Source organism: Pantoea sp. CTOTU50773 (assembly GCF_032082325.1).
In the GTDB taxonomy this organism is placed as follows: Bacteria; Pseudomonadota; Gammaproteobacteria; order Enterobacterales; family Enterobacteriaceae; genus Pantoea; species Pantoea communis.
On the sequence record NZ_DAMDQC010000028.1, the window covers coordinates 19,173 to 37,926 of the forward strand.

17 protein-coding genes are annotated in these 18,754 nt (G+C 55.8%); 11 read left to right on the forward strand and 6 right to left on the reverse strand.

Annotated elements, in window-relative coordinates; genetic code table 11:
* Positions 1-23: 23 nt before the first annotated feature.
* The 4 genes from purC (at position 24) to ypfH (ending at position 4,734) form a co-directional block, all read left to right on the forward strand.
* A complete protein-coding gene (gene purC, locus RT340_RS06850; protein ID WP_034825771.1) occupies positions 24-737 on the forward strand; it encodes a phosphoribosylaminoimidazolesuccinocarboxamide synthase in 714 nt (237 codons plus the stop codon).
* A 223-nt stretch (positions 738-960) separates the two neighbouring features.
* A complete protein-coding gene (locus tag RT340_RS06855; RefSeq protein ID WP_058959102.1) occupies positions 961-1,824 on the forward strand; it encodes a neutral zinc metallopeptidase in 864 nt (287 codons plus the stop codon).
* The gene (locus tag RT340_RS06860) at positions 1,824-3,965 is read left to right on the forward strand and encodes a GNAT family N-acetyltransferase (protein ID WP_313374963.1); all 2,142 of its coding nucleotides are present in this window, start codon (positions 1,824-1,826) and stop codon (positions 3,963-3,965) included. The genes RT340_RS06855 and RT340_RS06860 overlap by 1 nt, the downstream gene beginning before the upstream one ends.
* A 73-nt stretch (positions 3,966-4,038) precedes the next feature.
* Positions 4,039-4,734 carry an esterase gene (gene ypfH, locus RT340_RS06865; protein WP_097118581.1) on the forward strand — a complete coding sequence of 232 codons (696 nt, stop codon included), beginning with the start codon at positions 4,039-4,041 and terminating at the stop codon, positions 4,732-4,734.
* A 124-nt stretch (positions 4,735-4,858) separates the two neighbouring features.
* Here ypfH and RT340_RS06870 read toward each other — a convergent pair whose 3' ends face one another.
* Genes RT340_RS06870 through RT340_RS06880 form a run of 3 tightly spaced genes read right to left on the reverse strand, consistent with a single transcriptional unit; the run spans position 4,859 to position 6,570 of the window.
* Positions 4,859-5,047, reverse strand: a complete 189-nt coding sequence (locus tag RT340_RS06870) for a YpfN family protein (protein ID WP_313374966.1) — start codon at positions 5,045-5,047, stop codon at positions 4,859-4,861.
* Positions 5,048-5,072: 25 nt separating this feature from the next.
* The gene (dapE, locus tag RT340_RS06875; RefSeq protein WP_160834309.1) at positions 5,073-6,200 is read right to left on the reverse strand and encodes a succinyl-diaminopimelate desuccinylase; all 1,128 of its coding nucleotides are present in this window, start codon (positions 6,198-6,200) and stop codon (positions 5,073-5,075) included.
* A 1-nt stretch (position 6,201) separates the two neighbouring features.
* Positions 6,202-6,570, reverse strand: a complete 369-nt coding sequence (locus RT340_RS06880; RefSeq protein WP_034825783.1) for an ArsC family reductase — start codon at positions 6,568-6,570, stop codon at positions 6,202-6,204.
* A gap of 404 nt (positions 6,571-6,974) precedes the next feature.
* Between RT340_RS06880 and ypfM the strand changes: the two genes are divergently transcribed.
* Complete coding sequence (ypfM, locus tag RT340_RS22585; RefSeq protein WP_141399026.1) at positions 6,975-7,037, forward strand: protein YpfM; 63 nt, start codon at positions 6,975-6,977, stop codon at positions 7,035-7,037.
* A 95-nt stretch (positions 7,038-7,132) separates the two neighbouring features.
* On the opposite strand, the gene acrD is transcribed toward ypfM, so the two are convergent.
* The 3 genes from acrD to narQ all read right to left on the reverse strand — a co-directional run bounded on the left by acrD (position 7,133) and on the right by narQ (position 12,807).
* Positions 7,133-10,249 carry a multidrug efflux RND transporter permease AcrD gene (gene acrD / locus RT340_RS06885; protein WP_034825785.1) on the reverse strand — a complete coding sequence of 1,039 codons (3,117 nt, stop codon included), beginning with the start codon at positions 10,247-10,249 and terminating at the stop codon, positions 7,133-7,135.
* Between the two features lie 195 nt (positions 10,250-10,444).
* Complete coding sequence (locus RT340_RS06890) at positions 10,445-11,077, reverse strand: response regulator (protein ID WP_058959096.1); 633 nt, start codon at positions 11,075-11,077, stop codon at positions 10,445-10,447.
* Between the two features lie 41 nt (positions 11,078-11,118).
* Positions 11,119-12,807, reverse strand: coding sequence for a nitrate/nitrite two-component system sensor histidine kinase NarQ (narQ, locus tag RT340_RS06895; protein WP_283215491.1), 1,689 nt, complete (start codon positions 12,805-12,807; stop codon positions 11,119-11,121).
* A 241-nt stretch (positions 12,808-13,048) separates the two neighbouring features.
* Here narQ and RT340_RS06900 point away from each other — a divergent pair, with 241 nt between their 5' ends.
* The 6 genes from RT340_RS06900 to RT340_RS06925 all read left to right on the forward strand — a co-directional run.
* A complete protein-coding gene (locus RT340_RS06900) occupies positions 13,049-13,321 on the forward strand; it encodes a YdgH/BhsA/McbA-like domain containing protein (RefSeq protein ID WP_058959094.1) in 273 nt (90 codons plus the stop codon).
* 278 nt (positions 13,322-13,599) lie between these two features.
* Positions 13,600-15,102 (forward strand): L-asparagine permease, encoded by a 1,503-nt coding sequence (gene ansP, locus RT340_RS06905; RefSeq protein ID WP_097118576.1) that lies wholly within the window; start codon positions 13,600-13,602, stop codon positions 15,100-15,102.
* 162 nt (positions 15,103-15,264) lie between these two features.
* Positions 15,265-15,555 carry a chaperone NapD gene (locus RT340_RS06910; RefSeq protein WP_045814879.1) on the forward strand — a complete coding sequence of 97 codons (291 nt, stop codon included), beginning with the start codon at positions 15,265-15,267 and terminating at the stop codon, positions 15,553-15,555.
* Positions 15,552-18,038, forward strand: coding sequence for a nitrate reductase catalytic subunit NapA (napA, locus tag RT340_RS06915; protein ID WP_313374973.1), 2,487 nt, complete (start codon positions 15,552-15,554; stop codon positions 18,036-18,038). Before RT340_RS06910 ends, napA begins: the two co-directional genes overlap by 4 nt.
* Positions 18,039-18,049: 11 nt before the next feature.
* The gene (gene napB, locus RT340_RS06920) at positions 18,050-18,481 is read left to right on the forward strand and encodes a nitrate reductase cytochrome c-type subunit (protein WP_097118574.1); all 432 of its coding nucleotides are present in this window, start codon (positions 18,050-18,052) and stop codon (positions 18,479-18,481) included.
* Positions 18,482-18,489: 8 nt separating this feature from the next.
* On the forward strand, positions 18,490-18,754 hold a 265-nt coding region (locus tag RT340_RS06925; protein WP_313374978.1), incomplete at its 3' end, for a NapC/NirT family cytochrome c.

Consider the following 18,754-nt stretch of genomic DNA (forward strand, 5'->3'; position numbering starts at 1 on the left):
CTTTCATGTTTGGAGTTAATGAGATGCAAAAGCGAGCTGAGTTGTATCGCGGTAAAGCGAAAACCGTATACAGCACCGATAATCCGGATCTGCTGGTACTTGAATTCCGCAACGATACGTCAGCAGGAGACGGTGCACGAATCGAGCAATTTGATCGCAAAGGAATGGTGAACAACAAGTTCAACCATTTCATTATGACCAAATTGCAGGAAGCGGGCATTCCGACCCAGATGGAAGCGCTGCTGTCGGATAACGAAGCGCTGGTCAAAAAGCTGGAGATGGTGCCGGTGGAGTGCGTAGTGCGCAACCGTGCGGCAGGATCGCTGGTAAAACGTCTGGGCGTGGAAGAGGGCATGTTGCTCAATCCACCGCTGTTTGATCTCTTCCTGAAAGATGACGCCAAACACGACCCGATGGTCAACGAATCCTACTGCGAGACCTTTGGCTGGGTCAGCAAGGCCAATCTGGCGCGTATGCAGGAACTGACTTTCAAAGCCAACGACGTACTGAGCAAACTGTTTGATGACGCCGGTCTGATCCTGGTCGACTTCAAGCTGGAGTTTGGTCTGTTCAATGGTGAAGTGACGTTGGGCGATGAATTTTCGCCAGACGGCGCGCGTCTGTGGGACAAAGAAACCATGGACAAAATGGACAAAGACCGTTTCCGTCAGAGCCTCGGCGGTCTGATCGAAGCCTATGAAGAAGTGGCGCACCGTCTGGGTGTTAAACTGGATTAAGTCTTCAGCGATGCCTTTTCGGTGCGCATTCCAGCGCACGGTAATCAGGGGGTCGTCATAAGTGAAAGGTCGTCATCGTTGGCGGCCTTTTCTGTTTCTACCCTGCCTGCACGTTGTTTAATACGCCTCCTTTCTCTCAATCTCGCGACGCTAACGCCGCAACGCTGGTGATTAGCGATGCCGCCAACTAAAATCATGCAAAACCTTTTAACAGGAGCGAGCCATGCGCTGGCAAGGTCGTCGTGAAAGCGACAATGTAGAAGATCGTCGCAATGATTCACCCGGATTGGGCGGCGGCGGTCGGCAAATCCGCATTCCACGCGGCAAGGGCGGCATCATTCTGCTGATTGTGGTGGCCGTGGCGGGTTATTACGGTTACGACCTCACCGCGCTGCTGGAAGGCGGCACGCCGGTGACACAACAGCAACAGCGCCCGGTGAACTCTGCGCAGGATAATGAGGATGCCAAATTCACTAAGGTGATTCTCGCCACCACCGAAGAGACCTGGGGCACGTTGTTCCAGAAAATGGGCAAACAGTATGTGCCACCTAAGCTGGTGATGTACCGCAACTACACCTCAACCAGCTGCGGCACTGGCCAGTCGGCGATGGGGCCGTTTTACTGTCCGGCGGATCAAACCGTCTATATCGATCTGTCGTTTTACGATGATATGAAAACCAAGCTGGGTGCAGGCGGTGACTTTGCGCAGGGCTATGTGATTGCCCATGAAGTCGGCCATCACATCCAGAAACTGCTGGGCATCGAGCCGAAAGTACGTCAGATGCAGCAGGGTGCCACTCAGACACAGGCCAATCAGCTGTCGGTGAAAATGGAGTTGCAGGCAGACTGCTTTGCCGGCGTGTGGGGCCATTATGTGCAGCAGCAAAATATGCTGGAAGTGGGCGACCTCAAGAAAGCGCTGGATACCGCAGAAGCGATTGGTGATGACCGATTGCAGCAGAAAAGCCAGGGCCGCGTGGTGCCGGATAGCTTCACACACGGCACTTCACAACAACGCTATACCTGGTTCAAACGCGGTTTTGACAGCGGAAACCCGGGCGACTGCAACACCTTCGCCGCCAACTGATGTCGTTAGTTGATATCACCGCCGCGATGCAGCGAGCGGGCATTCGTCGCTTGTGTGTGATCGCCGGTGAAGCTGACTGGGCGTTGCAGCAGGCAATGGAGTGGCGTGCAGCGCTGACCGGCGACTGGCCCACGCTGAGCGACAGCGATGATTTACCCCAGCGCGTGGCGCCTGCAGCTCTGCGCACGCTGCTGGGTCGTGAATTCCAGCATGCGATTTTCGATGCGCGCAGCGGTTTCCATGCGGAGGCCTTTGCGGCGTTAGCGGGCACGTTGCGTGCGGGAAGCTGGTTGTTGTTACTGACGCCGCCGTGGCAAGACTGGGCCACGCAACCGGACTGCGACAGCCTGCGCTGGGCCGATGTCGGCGAACCGATCGCCACGCCTCATTTTATTCACCATCTGCAGCAGCTGATTGAACAGGATCCGCAGGTCATATTGCTGCATCAGCATCAGCATCAGCATCAGCATCAGCATCAGTACCAGCATGAGCATGAGCTCGCACCCGAATTGCTGCAGCAACACCAGCCTGCGCGCGAATCCGGATTACTGCATCAGCATCAACCTGAGCGCGCATCTGAATTACTGCATCAGCATCAACCTGAGCGCGCACCCGAATTACAGCACCCACACCAGCCTGCGCGTACACCTGCCTTACTGGACTTACCCGAGTGGCACTGTCAGGCTCCACAGCAGCAGGCGCGGATCCTGCAACAGCTGCTTAAGATGCCCTCCGGCGTGGCGGTGATCACGGCTGCACGTGGACGTGGCAAATCGGCGCTGGCCGGGATGCTGGCCAAGCATAATCAGCAGTGCCTGGTGACGGCACCGGCCAAAGTTTCCACTGAGGTGCTGGCAGCGTTTGCCGGTGAACATTTTCGTTTTATGGCGCCGGATGCCATTCTCGCGATGGACGCTGAGCCGTCAGTGCAGTGGCTGATCGTTGATGAAGCGGCCGCCATTCCAGCACCGTTGTTGCAGCAGTTTGTGCAGCGTTTCCCTCGTGTGCTGATGATCACCACCGTGCAGGGTTACGAGGGCACCGGGCGCGGTTTTATGCTGCGTTTCTGCGCTACCTTGCCACAGGTACAATATTTCCAGCTCGATGAACCCTTGCGCTGGTCAGTGCACGATCCGCTGGAGCAGTGGCTAAGCCATGCGCTGCTGTTTGAGGATGCGATAGAAAGCGGACCTAACGGCGAGCTAACGATTTTCCCCGCTACGCCAGAGCAAGGAGCACTGGAAGCGGGCTACCGTCTGCTGGCGAGCGCCCACTATCGCACTTCTCCCATTGACCTGCGGCGCATGCTGGATGCCCCCGGCATGCGCTTCTGGCTGGCAGGCACGCCAGAAAACATTGTCGGCGCACTGTGGCTGGTGGAAGAGGGGGAGTTAGACAAGCCGCTGGCTGATGCCGTCTGGGCGGGGTTGCGCCGTCCGCGCGGCAATCTGGTCGCACAGTCACTGGCAGCCCATGCGGGATTTGCCGAAGCCGCCACCTTGCGCTCGCAGCGTATCAGTCGCATTGCCGTGTTAGCCGCACAACGACAGCGCGGTATTGGCAGCGCGTTGGTGGCCATGGCACAGCAGCAGGCGGAAGGATGCGATTTCCTCTCGGTGAGTTTTGGCTATACCGAATCGCTCTGGCAGTTCTGGCAGCGTTGTGGCTTTACTCTGGTACGCATCGGCTCACAGCGTGAAGCCAGCAGTGGCTGCTATGCGGCGATGGCGATACGTCCCTTAACGCCTGCCGGAGAACAACTGCAGCAGCAAGCGGCACAGCGATTTGCGCGTGACGCGGTGTGGTTGCGTGACATTATTGATGTTCCCTTCAAGACGACCGATCACTCTCAGACACTGAGCGAGGATGACTGGCCGCTGCTGGCAGGATTTGCCTGGGCGCAACGGCCTTATGAGGCGAGCTATGCCGCGTTGCAGCGCCTGGTGCGAGCCTCCTCGCAACCGCTGCTTGAAGCCATACTTGTGCAAAAACAAGCGTTGAGTGCTGTAGCGCAGCAAGCGGGACTCAGTGGTCGCAAAGCTCTGGTGCAACGCTTACGCCAGGAGACGGCTGAAGCATTGATTCAGTGTGATGCCAGCCGGGCGGAACAGTGGCAGCAGCAGTTGGCATCGTTGCAATAAATCCATTATCTCGTTCAAATTTTCCCAATATCACTCTCGCCTCAGCGGCGTATAGTGATTTGAGGAGGATCTTATGGCACTACGATATGTAATTGTTCAGCAACCGACACACGCTGCGCAGCTGTTTTTGCTGTATCACGGCGTGAATGACAATCCTGATTCGATGGCGCAAGTCGGCAACTGGTTCGCCAAAGCGTTTCCGGAGGCATTCGTTGTCTCAGTGGGTTCGCCCTATCCGGCTAGTGAGCCGCAGGGTCGCCAATGGTTTGCGGATATTCCCGCGCATGACCGCTCGGAACAGCAGGGCGTGAATGCCGTGATGCCGATGTTTGTGGAATCGGTGCGTCACTGGCAGCAGGCATCGGGTGTCCGGCCGGAAGCTACCGCGCTGGTCGGCTTTTCGCAGGGCGGCACCATGGTACTGGAAGGCGTCAAAGCCCATGCCGATCTGGCAGGACGCGCGATTGTGTTTAGCGGTCGTTACAGCACGCTGCCGGAGCGCGTCAGCTCTCGTAATACCATTCATCTGATCCACGGTGATTATGATGATCAGATCCCGCTGGAGCATGCCGAAGCCGCAATGCAACGGTTAACCGCACTGGGTGGGGATGTGACGCTGGATGTGGTGGACGATTTGCCGCATGCCATTGATGATCGCAGCATGCAACTGGCGTTGAATCATCTGCGTTATACCATTCCGCGTCGCTACTTCGACGAGGCGCTCAGCGGGGCTAAACCGGGCGATGATGATGTCATCATGATGATGTGATGGTTGAACAGCGAGGGTTGCTCTTAACGTAACGGCGAGATTAATCGCGCAATTCTATAGCGACTTCGCTATCAGATGCGCGGCGCATCACGCCGCTACGTTACAGGGAGGAGATCAACCGCAATTATTTTTTCTTCGGCCAGTCGTCGTCATCATCCCATTTATCGTTAAAGTCGCGATGCGGTGGTAAATCCGGTTTATTATCCATAAACTTTTTATGATCGATACGTTTTAAGTCTTTATAAACGTTAATTAAAATACCAACCATCAGCAGGATCACTAAGATCCACCAGTACTCTTTAAAGAATTCCATCCCATTGCTCCTTTAGCGTGCTTACTTAAGCGATCAGCTGTTCCATGATGCGCTGGTACATACGACTCAGCATCTGCAAATCTGACGCTTTCACGCACTCATTGATTTTATGAATGGTGGCATTCACCGGGCCCAGTTCCACAACCTGCGCACCCATCCGCGCGATAAAGCGTCCGTCAGAGGTGCCGCCTGTGGTCAGTAACTGTGGCTTAATCTCATTATAGTGCGCGACAGCATTTACCACGGCATCAACCAGTTTGCCGCGTGAGGTCAGGAACGGCTGGCCGGAAACATTCCACTCCAGCGTGTAACGCAGCTGATGGCGATCCAGCAGGGCGGCCACGCGCTCTTTGATCATCTGATCGGTGAGTTCGGTGCTAAAGCGGAAGTTGAACTGCACGAAAAATTCACCGGGGATCACGTTATTACTGCCGGTGCCGGCCTGCACGTTGGCAATCTGCATGCTGGTGGGCGGGAAGAATTCGTTGCCCTGATCCCATTCGGTGGCCACCAGCTCATTCAGGGCTGGCATCGCGCGATGCACCGGGTTATCGGCCAGATGCGGATAGGCCACGTGGCCCTGCACACCGTGGAGGGTGAGATTGGCGGTCATCGAACCGCGACGACCGTTTTTCACCACGTCGCCAACGATTTCGGTACTGGAAGGCTCGCCCACCAGGCAGTAATCCATGCGCTCGTTGCGCGCCATCAAACGCTCAACCACTTTCACCGTGCCGTTAACCGCGCTGGCTTCTTCATCGGACGTGATCAGAAACGCCAGACGCCCTTTGTGCTGAGGATTAGCCGCGACAAAACGTTCTGCAGCCACCACCATCGCCGCCAGCGATCCTTTCATGTCCGCGGCACCACGACCAAACAGCATGCCATCACGAATCGAAGGCTCAAACGGCGGGCTGATCCAGCGATTGGCATCACCCGGCGGCACCACATCGGTGTGACCGGCAAACGCCAGAGTTTCGCCCTGACCACGTGTGGCCCAGAAGTTCAGGGTATCGCCGATGTGCATCTGTTCGACCGTAAAGCCAATCGCTTCCAGACGTGCCACTAACAGCGCCTGACAACCGGCATCATCCGGACTCAGTGACGGACGACGAATTAGCTGCTGAGCCAGCTCAATGACCGGACAGAACATGTTATGACTTCTCCTGGATAAACGCGTGATAAAGGGAATCTTTAAAACCGACAAGCAAGTCGCCATTTGGCGCAGACAATACCGGACGTTTGATAATGGCAGGCTGGGCGAGCATCACGGCTTTCGCGCTGGCCGCATCGGTGACGGCTGCACGCTCCGCTTCTGGCAGATTACGCCAGGTGGTACCGCGCGTATTGAGCAGCACTTCATAGCCAAGCTGATCGATAAACGATTGCAGTAGCGCGTCATCGATGCCATCCACGCGATAATCGTGAAAACGATAGTCGGTGCCGGATTCTGCTAAATAGTTGCGTGCTTTTTTTATGGTGTCGCAATTTTTAATTCCGTACATCACCCACTGCGCTGTCATCGCCTGTTCCCATCCTGTGAAAAATAAAGCGCGAGTTTACCATAGCGCTCTGCTGGCTGTGACCTCTGCGGCGTTAGGCGCTGCGTTTTATTTGTTTTTTAATGATAATTTCAGCGTTATCAATTCTATTAATTAGGTCCAGTAAACGTTTTCATTAACGTCCTGAATAGTTCCTGGTGGCATCATCAGCCTCCTAAGAATTATCCTAATTGGAAAAATGTGCTACCCGATAACGCAGGTGATTTTTCCCTGTGGTGTTAACGGCTTGCTGAAATGTGCGTCAGTACGCATTTTCGACAAATTGAAGGTTTTTTGCGCTTTTGCCGATAGTGTTGAGTGGTGGAAACGTATTCACCTGTAGAAAAAATCGGCGTAGAATCACCACTACAATAAGAGAGGGTATGATGGTCGACACCGAATTGGGGAACTGGAAAGAATTTATTGAAGCGATGTTACGTAGTAAGTAATCGCGAAGAGAAAAGCAGGGCACTCCCAACTTGCTGTAATTCAATCCAAATAACAACGGGGCTGCGAATATCGCGGCCCCGTTTTATTTTAGGCTTTAATCGTGTGACTTCTCTTTTAACGGGAAGCGACGACGCACCAGCACAAAGAACAGCGGCACGAAGAAAATCGCTAATATCGTCGCGGAGATCATGCCGCCCATGACGCCCGTTCCGACCGCATGCTGGCTGCCGGAACCCGCCCCGCTGCTGATCGCCATCGGCAGCACGCCGAAGATAAAGGCCAGCGACGTCATCAGAATCGGGCGCAGACGCTGACGTGAAGCCTCCAGCGTCGCCTCCATCAGCTCACGTCCTTTGCTGTTGATCTCATTGGCGAATTCCACGATCAGGATGGCGTTCTTCGCCGACAAGCCAATCACGGTGAGCAAGCCAACCTGGAAGTACACGTCGTTCTCGAGTCCGCGCATCCAGGTTGCCACCAGCGCACCCACCACGCCAAGTGGCACCACCAGCATCACGGAGAACGGAATCGACCAGCTCTCATACAGCGCCGCCAGACACAGGAATACCACCAGTAGCGAAATCGCATACAGCGCAGGTGCCTGTGAACCGGAGAGACGTTCCTGATAAGAGGCTCCGGTCCACTGGAAGCCAACGCCTAACGGCAGTTGCCCCACCAGTTTCTCCATCACATCCATCGCGGTGCCGCTACTGACGCCATTGGCGGCCTCGCCGACGATCTCCAGTGAAGAGTAGCCGTTGTAACGTTCCAGACGCGGCGAACCGGTTTCCCAACGGCTGGTGGCGAAGGCGGAGAAGGGCACCATAGTGCCGCTACTGTTGCGAACGTACCATTTGTTGATATCGCCTGGCAGCATGCGGAATTCCGCTGCGGCCTGCACATACACCTTCTTCACGCGGCCGCGATCGAGGAAGTCATTCACATAGGTTGAGCCCCATGCGGTGGTCAGCGTGTCATTAATGGTGTCGAGCGAAACGCCCAGCGCCTGCGCTTTGCGCTGATCGACATCAATTTGCAGCTGCGGGCTGTCATCCAGACCGTTGTGACGCACGCGAGAGAGGGCCGGATTGCTGTCAGCCAACTCCAGCAGCTTGTCACGCATTGCCATCAACTGGGTATGACCAATGCCGCCGTGATCCTGCAATTCCATATCAAAACCGGAGGAGCTGCCCATGCCGGTAATCGCCGGTGGGCTGCTGGCGATCACGCGGCCCTCTTTGATTTTATGGAAGGCTTTGGTGGCGCGATCGATGATGGCGAATGAGGTACGATCGCTGCCTGGACGCTCTTCCCAGTTTTTCAGGCGTACAAACAGGCGCGCCACGTTTTGGCCGTTACCACCCGGACCGGCACCGATGGTTGAGAACACCGACAGCACGTTGTCTTTCTCGGCGGTCATGTAATAGTTTTCAACTTTCGCCACCACGTTGGAGGTCTGCTGCAAGGTCGCGCCCGGCGGCAGCTGCACCTGCGTCAGGAATACGCCCCGGTCTTCCAGCGGCAGGAACGAGGTCGGCAGCTTGATAAACAGAAACGCCATTACGCCGATGATGCCGAGATAGAGCACCAGCCAGCGCCCGCCCTTCATCAAGATACGCGCGACTCCGCGTTCGTAGCGTTCCGCGCTGGCATTAAAGTTGCGGTTAAACCAGCCAAAGAAGCCGCGACGTCCATGATGATGGCCTTGTTCAAGAGGTTTGAGCAGCGTTGAGCACAGGGCTGGCGTCAAAATCATCGCCACCAACACCGACAACACCATCGCCGACACGATGGTGATCGAGAACTGGCGATAGATAGCGCCCACGGTGCCGCCGAAGAAGGCCATCGGTACGAATACCGCCGACAGCACCAGCGCAATACCCACCAGCGCCCCCTGGATCTGTCCCATCGATTTTCGCGTGGCGGCGCGCGGTGAAAGTCCTTCCTCACTCATGATGCGTTCAACGTTCTCCACCACCACGATGGCGTCATCCACCAGCAGGCCGATGGCGAGCACCATGGCGAACATGGTGAGCGTGTTGATACTGAATCCGCAGGCATACAGCACCGCGAAGGTGCCGAGCAGCACCACCGGTACGGCAATGGTCGGAATCAGCGTGGCGCGGAAGTTCTGCAGGAACAGATACATCACCAGGAACACCAGCAAAATCGCTTCCAGCAGCGTTTTCACCACGTCGGTGATCGAGGCTTTCACAAACGGCGTAGTTTCGTAGGCGATTTTGGCTTCCAGCCCGTGCGGGAAGTAGTGTGACAACTCTTCCACACGTGCGCGCACCAGCTTATCGGTGTTCATTTCGTTGGCGCCGGACGCCAGCTTAATACCGAGACCGGACGCCGCCTGACCGTTGTAGCGGCTGAGGAAGTCGTATTTTTCCGCCCCCATCGCCACGTCAGCCACATCGCCCAGCGTCACCACCGAGCCGTCACTGTTGGTTTTCAGCGTAATGGCTTTGAACTGCTCTGGGGTTTGCAACATCGACTGCGCATTGACGGTGGCATTGAGCGCTTGTTTATCCACCGATGGCAAGCCGCCAACCTGGCCGACCGCCACCTGGGTGTTCTGCGATTCAATCGCCGTCACCACGTCATCGGTGGTCAGCGCATAGGCAATCAGCTTGTTAGGATCGAGCCAGATACGCATCGCGTATTGCGAACCATAGGCGTCAACCTGACCCACACCATCGATGCGGCTCAGCGGATCCTGAATGTTACTGGCGACATAATCTGAAATATCCTGTTTGTCCATACTTCCGTCGGTAGAGACAAACGCAATCATCAGGATATTGCTGTCACCGGTTTTATTCACCGTGACGCCCTGAGATTGAACGGCGGCGGGTAATTTACGCAGTGCGGATTGCAGCTGGTTTTGTACCTGCTGGCGGGCTTCATCAGGATTGGTGCCAGCGGTAAAGGTGAGGGTGATTTGCGCCTGACCGGTATTACTACTGTTAGAAGACATATACATCAGGTTATCGATGCCGGTCATGTTCTGTTCGATAACCTGGGTGACGGTATTCTCGAGCGTTTCCGCAGAAGCACCGGGATAGTTGGCAGTAATACGCACGTTAGGCGGTGCGAGATCGGGATACTGCTCAATGGGCAGGGAAATGATCGCTAGTGTGCCGCACAGACAAAGCAAAATAGCCAAAACCCAGGCAAAAATGGGGCGGTCGATAAAAAAATTCGACATGGAACCGACACTCCTCAGCTGCGTATTTTTTACTTTTATTATGTAAAACGTGAAGCGCAGTCGGCTTCACGTCGGCGGAGTGCAAGGTGCTATCCCAAAAACTCCTGATGCTGCCTACTGTACGCGGCGCAAATTAGAGAATCGTGGATAAATTATGGAGAAAGTGTAAATGTCGTGCTGGTTTTCTGTGCGCTGCTACACATTGCGGCTCTCGAGCCAGAGCACTGTGGCGGCGACGCGTGAACGAACGTCCAGTTTACGCAGCAGATTGCGGATGTGCACTTTTACCGTTTCTTCGGAAATATGCAAGGTGGCGGCAATCTCTTTATTAGATAACCCGCGCGCCACTTCCTGCAATACATCCAGTTCACGCTCGGTGAGTTGTTTGAAAGGATTGGCGCTCGGCTGGCGCGTTGCCAGATATTCTGCCACCACTTCACTAAACACATTCTCACCCATTGCACCGCGCATGACCTGCGCCAGCAATAATTCCGGCTCACTGTCTTTCAGCAAATAGCCATCAGCGCCGGCATCGACCATGGCGTAAATATCATTGCGTGCGTCGGAAACGGTCAGCACCAATATGCGCGAAGCGATCCCTTCATGGCGCAGGGCTTTCAGGGTATCTAAACCCGACATGCCTTTCATGTTCAGATCGAGCAATATCACATCGGGCGAGAGGCGACGTGCTTCAGCCAGCGCTTCTGTACCGTTGTTGGCTTCGGCCACCACTTCCAGACGTGGTTCCAGTGCCAGCAGTTGGCGGATGCCACGACGCATCAGCGGATGATCGTCAACGATCATAATAGTCAGGGAAGAGGGGGCCATAAATTCTCCAGTCAAAGTCCATTCAACATAAGTGTATCGCGTTAAGCCAGCCGGTGTGCCGGTCGCGGTGGGAAACGCAGCGTAACGCGCGTGCCACGCGTCTGCGGAGTAATCAGTAAGCTGCCAGAAAGCCGGGCAGCGCGCTCCGCCATTATCGTCAGACCGTAATGGCCTGGAGGTTCTTCCAGGCTACGGATGCCGCAACCGTCATCTTCAATCGTCAGCAAATGGAATGCGTCTTCATCGCGCTGATAAAAAATATGGATTTGCTGCGCCTGTGCGTGACGAATGGCGTTCAGCAGGGCTTCACGTGCAATCTGCAGCACATGTACCTGCTGTTGCGCATCCAGCGTTTGCAGGCCCGATTGATAATCGAAGGTGATCGCGGCCTGCGATTGTTCCTGCAGCGGGGCGATCATGGCCTGCATCGCCTGCACTAAATCCGCCTGTTCAATGGTCAGTCGGAAGGTGGTGAGCAATTCGCGTAGCTGCTGATAGGCCTCGGCCAATGCGCGATCAAATTCGGCAATAATGGATTGCGCCTGAGGCTGGGTATTATCGACATTGCGGCGCAGCAGCGTGAGCTGAATGCGCAGGAAAGAGAGCGACTGCGCCAGCGAATCATGCAGCTCACGCGCGATAGTCGATCGCTCTTCTATTAATAGCATCTGCTGGTACTGTTTTTGCGTCTGCCAAATCCATAGCGAGCGCGCCAGCATGTTGGCCAGGCTTTGCATCAGTTCATCGGCAGGAGGCGCTCGCCGCGTTTGCCAGCACAGTTCGCCGAGTCGTTGGTCCTCTTGCTGCAACGGCAAACTTTGCCATTCGAGATCGTCTTCCGCCACGCCCGCCTGAAAATTAATGCCGTCGCTGGTGATGCTCAATACGGTCAACGCTTCACGACGTTGCACCAGCCGCAGCAATCCCTGGAACAACTCTGGGTTCAGTGGGCTGCTGGTGAGGATCTGTGAGCTTTCATAGAGTAATTTCAGCGTGCGATTGGCTTGGGTGAGATCTTCCGTTTTATTGCGTACCGCCAGCTCAAGCAGGCGATAGTGCGAGTGCAGCCGTTCGGCCATGGTGGTAAAGGCTTGAGCTAACACGCCGAGTTCTGTGGGTTGGGAAATCGATAACGGCGGAAAGCTGAAATTCGCCTGCTCAACGTATTGGCTGGCCGTGACCAGTGAATCCAGCGGTCGCACCACGTTGCGACGAATAAAGCGGATGGTCCAAAGCGCCAGTGCCACAATCGCCAAAAAGCCGAACAGGCTGCTGGCCGCCACCAGATGCATTTTCAGTTCGGCGTAATGTTGCAGTGCCAGCACAAAACGGTCGATTTCACTGACGTACCCGGCAACGCGTTGCTGATAGATCTGCGCGCGCTCGGGCTGTAGCGTTTGTTGCAATTGCGGCCAGCTATCGCGCAGATAGCGATAGCGGCTGGCGACTTCCTTCGGCACCCACGGGCGCTCCAGATGCTGCAGAGCCGGTGAGCTGAGGGTTTGCTGATAGATTTGGATATGCTGCGCCAGCTGCTGCGGATCGCGCGTGCTATCCCAGGCGAGGCGGTATATTTGCATGCGCAGCGAACCGGCGACATTCACCGCTTCGGCATCACGTAAACTGCTAGAGAGCGTTAACAGCGCCAAGCCGGTGGTGAGCAGCGACAACAACACAATCGCGCTCAGGGCACGGGCCATGGTGCGGGTAACAGGACGTTTCACTATCACCATAAAACCCTTATAAGAGCGTGGGATTATAAGGCAGCGTCAGGCAGACAGCGAGCCGGAATCGTCACATCAGGTTACTTTTAGCAGAGAAATCCACTTCTCTTTACCTTTCCCTGGATTGCATGTCGTTAGCTGGCGAATTATTGAACGGCTTTACGGCCAGCTGTGCCTGCTTTTCATTACTTCGCTGATAATTTGTAGCGTAATCACTTTTATGAACGGACGACAACAGGAGCAAATGATGAAGACACCCATTGCCATTCTGACTGCTGCACTGCTTGCCACCGCAAGTTTCACGGCCTTCGCCGCGCAACCCTTAAGTGCTGAGCAGGCGGAAAACCTGCAAAGCAGCGGTACCGTTTCCATCAGCGGCGTTCGCGGTTCCATCGATGATGCAACCCGCCAGCTGTCGCAGAAAGCGGAAGATATGGGCGCCAGCCATTACCGCGTAATTGGCGTGCAAAACCCAGGCGATTCCAGCCTGTGGAGCGGCACCGCAGAGATTTACCGTTAATCCCCTCCCGTAGTTTTTCCCTGTAGCCACCCCTTTACCGGCCATTCACTGGCCGGTTTTTTTGTGCACCGCGACCGATTCTTACAAATCAACTCGTGCAACCAAACGGTATTTTTTGCTTCGTTCATGCAGAACGGGTAGGATTCATCGCCGTAAATTCCCGGCTCACCGCGCGACATCGTTCCGCCGTATCGGTAGCGGGTTTTACCCCATTTCGCACCGCCGCACGCAAACGATTGGTCAGGCGATGATTGATGGTCAGGACAAACAGGAAAGCTATGAATTCAACTAAAAAAACCGCAGCCGAACAACGCGCTGCGAAAAGACGCTGGCTCAATTCCCACGACAGCGGTTACCACAAAGCAATGGGTAACCGTCAGGTACAAATGATCGCCATTGGCGGTGCCATCGGTACCGGCCTGTTCCTTGGTGCAGGCGCGCGCTTGCAGATGGCTGGTCCTGCTCTGGCACTGGTTTATCTGGTGTGCGGTATCTTCTCCTTCTTTATCCTTCGTGCGTTGGGCGAACTGGTATTACACCGCCCATCAAGCGGCAGCTTTGTTTCTTATGCACGCGAATTCCTCGGGGAAAAAGCGTCATACGTGGCAGGCTGGATGTACTTCGTTAACTGGGCGATGACCGGTATCGTGGATATCACCGCAGTTGCGTTGTATATGCACTACTGGGGCGCGTTTGGTGATGTGCCGCAGTGGGTGTTTGCTCTCGGCGCTCTGGCGATTGTCGGTACCATGAACATGATCGGCGTGAAGTGGTTCGCCGAAATGGAGTTCTGGTTCGCATTGGTGAAAGTGCTGGCGATCGTGGTGTTCCTGATCGTCGGTGTGGTGTTCCTCGGCAGCGGTAAACCGCTAGACGGCAATACCACCGGCTTCCATCTGATCACGGACAACGGCGGTTTCTTCCCGCACGGCTTGCTGCCGGCGCTGGTGTTGGTGCAAGGCGTGGTGTTTGCCTTCGCCTCGATTGAGTTGGTGGGCACCGCGGCCGGGGAGTGTAAAGACCCGAAAACCATGCTGCCTAAAGCCATCAACAGCGTGATCTGGCGTATTGGTCTCTTCTACGTCGGTTCGGTGGTGCTGCTGGTACTGCTGCTGCCATGGAACGCCTATCAGGCAGGGCAGAGTCCGTTTGTCACCTTCTTCTCCAAACTGGGCGTGCCTTACATTGGTAGCGTGATGAACATCGTGGTGCTGAGCGCAGCGTTGTCGAGCCTCAACTCGGGCTTGTACTCCACCGGTCGTATTCTGCGCTCCATGTCGATGGGCGGTTCTGCGCCTCAGTTCATGTCGAAGATGAGCAAACAGCAGGTGCCGTTCGCCGGTATCCTCGTTACCATCGCGGTGTACGTGGTCGGTGTGGTGCTCAACTACTATGTGCCATCGCAGGTGTTTGAGATCGTACTGAACGTAGCTTCACTGGGCATCATCTCTTCCTGGGGCTTTATCGTGGTGTGCCAGATGCGTCTGCGCAAAGCGATTAAAGAAGGTAAAGCGGAAGACGTCAGTTTCAAGCTGCCGTGGGCACCGTTCACTTCATGGTTGACGCTGCTGTTCCTGGTGAGCGTGCTGGTGTTGATGGCGTTTGATTATCCAAACGGTACCTACACTATTGCATCCATCCCACTGATTGCCGTGGTACTGGTGCTGGGCTGGTTCGGTGTGCGCAAACGCGTGCATGCGGAAGCCATGAAAGAGCACGACCATCATCATGACGAACAGGATGATGGGGCAGCTAAGCTGGCGGAAGATAGCTCGCGTTAATCGCAGCCATTCTCATCAACGGGGGCCTTTTGGCCCCCGTTTTCATTTCAATTGTCCTTCCCTTGATCCCACATCGGGATATACACCTTTCGGGTGATATAGCCCTGCAAAAGCTCAGGGTATTTTACGCCTCATCTCAAGCTGGCTAAACGAGGTGAGCGCATGACGCACTCCATTCTCCCTGAAAGCAGTTGGCACGTATGCGGTCTGGTCATCCAGGCGCGATCTCACGCCATCCCGGCGGTAAAGCAGGCATTGCTGTTGCTTTCTGATTGCGAAATCGCCGCCGAAGACAGTGCACGCGGCACGCTGGCCGTGACCCTGGGTGCTGCTGATAGTCGCGCCTTGCTGAATAACATCGAAGCCACCCGCAATATCCCGCATGTATTGGCCGTTTCTCTGGTGTATCACCAGCAAGACGAAACGGAATATCGTCACAAGGAAGCATCATGAAAGTCAGTCGTCGAGAATTTATGAAGGCCAATGCGGCCGCAGCGGCGGCAGTGGCCGCCGGACTCACTATTCCCAGCGTCACCAAAGCCGTGACCGCACTGGGCGCCCCGATCCGCTGGGAAAAGGCGCCGTGTCGTTTTTGTGGCACCGGTTGTGGCGTGCTGGTGGGCACGCAAGAGGGACGCGTGGTGGCCTCACAGGGCGATCCGCAGGCGGAAGTAAACCGTGGGTTGAACTGCATCAAAGGTTATTTCCTGCCCAAGATCATGTACGGAAAAGACCGCCTGACGCAGCCGTTGCTGCGCATGACCGATGGCCACTACGACAAGGAAGGCGAGTTTACCCCGGTGAGTTGGGATCAGGCCTTCGACATCATGGAACAGAAGTTCAAAGCGGCGCTAAAAGCCAACGGGCCTGAATCCATCGGCATGTTCGGTTCCGGTCAATGGACGGTATGGGAAGGGTATGCCGCCTCTAAATTGATGAAAGCCGGTTTCCGCACCAATAATCTCGATCCTAATGCGCGTCACTGCATGGCCTCGGCGGTGGTGGGCTTTATGCGTACCTTCGGCATGGATGAACCGATGGGCTGCTACGATGACATCGAAGTGGCCGATGCCTTTGTGCTGTGGGGCTCGAACATGGCCGAGATGCATCCGATTCTCTGGTCACGCCTGACGGCCCGTCGCCTGAGCGATGACAATGTTAAAGTCGCCGTGCTCTCTACCTACCGTCATCGCAGTTTTGAACTGGCTGATAACGGCATGGTGTTTACGCCGCAAAGCGATTTGGCGATTCTTAACTTCATCGCCAACTACATCATTCAGAACAACAAAGTCGATAAAACCTTTCTGCAGAATCACGTGACGCTACGTAAAGGCGTCACGGATATCGGCTATGGATTGCGCCCAAGCGATCCGCGTCAGGCCTCAGCGAAAAACCCGGATAGCGGCGAATCGACACCGATCAGCTTCGACGAGTACGCCAAATTCGTTGCCGAATACACGGTAGAGAAAGCCAGTGAGATGAGCGGTGTAGAACAGGATCAGCTGATTGCGCTGGCCGAACTCTATGCCGACCCAAACATCAACGTGGTCTCCTACTGGACCATGGGCTTTAATCAACATACGCGCGGCGTGTGGGCCAATAACCTGTGCTACAACATCCATCTGCTGACCGGAAAAATCTCGCGCCCCGGCACCGGTCCCTTCTCGCTCACCGGGCAACCCTCCGCGTGCGGAACCGCACGTGAAGTCGGCACCTTCTCGCATCGCCTGCCCGCAGACATGGTGGTGAATAACGATAAGCACCGTGCGACGGCTGAGAAACTGTGGAAGCTGCCGCAGGGCACCATTCCCGCCAAAATCGGCCTGCATGCGGTCGCTCAGGATCGCGCGCTGAAAGACGGCAAACTGAATGCGTACTGGGTGATGTGTAACAACAACATGCAGGCGGGCCCGAACCTGACGCAGGAGCGCATGCCAGGCTGGCGTGATGCAAGCAACTTTATCGTGGTGTCCGATCCTTATCCCACCGTCAGTGCTTTGTGTGCGGACTTGATCCTGCCGACGGCGATGTGGGTGGAGAAAGAGGGTGCTTACGGCAACGCCGAGCGTCGTACTCAGTTCTGGCACCAACAGGTGAAAGCACCGGGTGAAGCCAAATCGGATCTGTGGCAGATGGTTAATTTCGCTAAGCGTTTCCGCGTGGCGGAAGTCTGGCCGGAAGCGTTGATTGCCCAACAGCCAGAGCTGCGGTATAAAACCTTGTATGACGTGCTGTACGCCAACGGCCAGGTTAATCAATTCCCGTTGAGCGAAGTGGCCGACGATCGACTGAACGACGAGGCGCGCGATTTTGGCTTCTACATCCAAAAAGGCCTGTTTGAAGAGTATGCCAGCTTTGGTCGCGGACACGGTCACGATCTGGCGCCATTCGATGCCTATCATGAAGCGCGCGGATTGCGCTGGCCGGTGGTGAATGGCAAAGAGACGCGCTGGCGCTACCGCGAAGGCTTTGACAGCTACGTCAAAGCGGGCGAGGGCGTGCGTTTCTATGGCAAACCAGATGGCAAAGCCACCATTTTTGCCCTGCCGTATGAGCCGCCCGCTGAAGCACCGGACACCGAGTACGATATGTGGTTCTGTACCGGCCGCGTGCTGGAACACTGGCACACCGGCACCATGACGCGTCGTGTGCCGGAGCTGCATCGTGCCGTGCCGCAGGCGCTGCTGTATATCCATCCGCTGGACGCCAAAGATCGCGGTTTCCGCCGTGGTGAGAAGGTCCGCGTGGTATCACGCCGTGGCGAAACCGTCGCCACGGTCGAAACGCGCGGACGTAATCAACCGCCAAAAGGGCTGGTGTTTATGCCGTTCTTTGATGCTGGCGTGCTGGCCAACAACGTCACGCTGGATGCCACCGATCCGCTATCGAAGCAGACCGATTACAAAAAATGCGCCGTTAAGCTGGTCAAAATCTAAGGCAGGATGCAATGAAACCGTTATTCACTCTTATCACTGCTGCCGCCCTGATGCTGGGCGGCGTGGTTTACGCGGGCCATGGCGTGGATCTCACATCATCCCCGGAAGTCACTGCCACGCAGCAGGGCACCATCCATCAGCCGAAAGAGCAGAGCCGCAAACCGCTGAACTACGTGAATCAGCCGCCGGTGATCCCGCACAGCGTTGATGGCTACCAGGTGACGAAAAACGTCAACCGCTGCCTGCAGTGCCACGGCACGCAAAGTTACCTGACCACCGGCGCACCGCGCGTGAGTCCAACACACTTCACCGATCGCGATGGTCTGGTGAGCAGCACGGTATCGCCGCGTCGCTACTTCTGTTTGCAGTGCCACGTCCCGCAGACCGATGCCAAACCGGTGGTGGAGAACACCTTTAAACCGGCTAACGGCTTTGGGCAGTGAGGTTATCAATGAAACAGAGATTATTACGCATCTGGCGCTGGTGGCGACGCCCCAGCCGCTTAGCACTCGGCACGCTGCTGATTTTGGGTTTTGCCGGTGGGATTATTTTCTGGGGCGGTTTTAATACCGCAATGGAGATGACCAACCGCGAGCAGTTCTGCATTGGCTGCCATGAGATGCGCAACAATGTGTATCAGGAGTACATGCAGACGGTGCACTACAACAACCGCAGCGGCGTGCGTGCAACCTGCCCGGATTGCCATGTGCCGCACG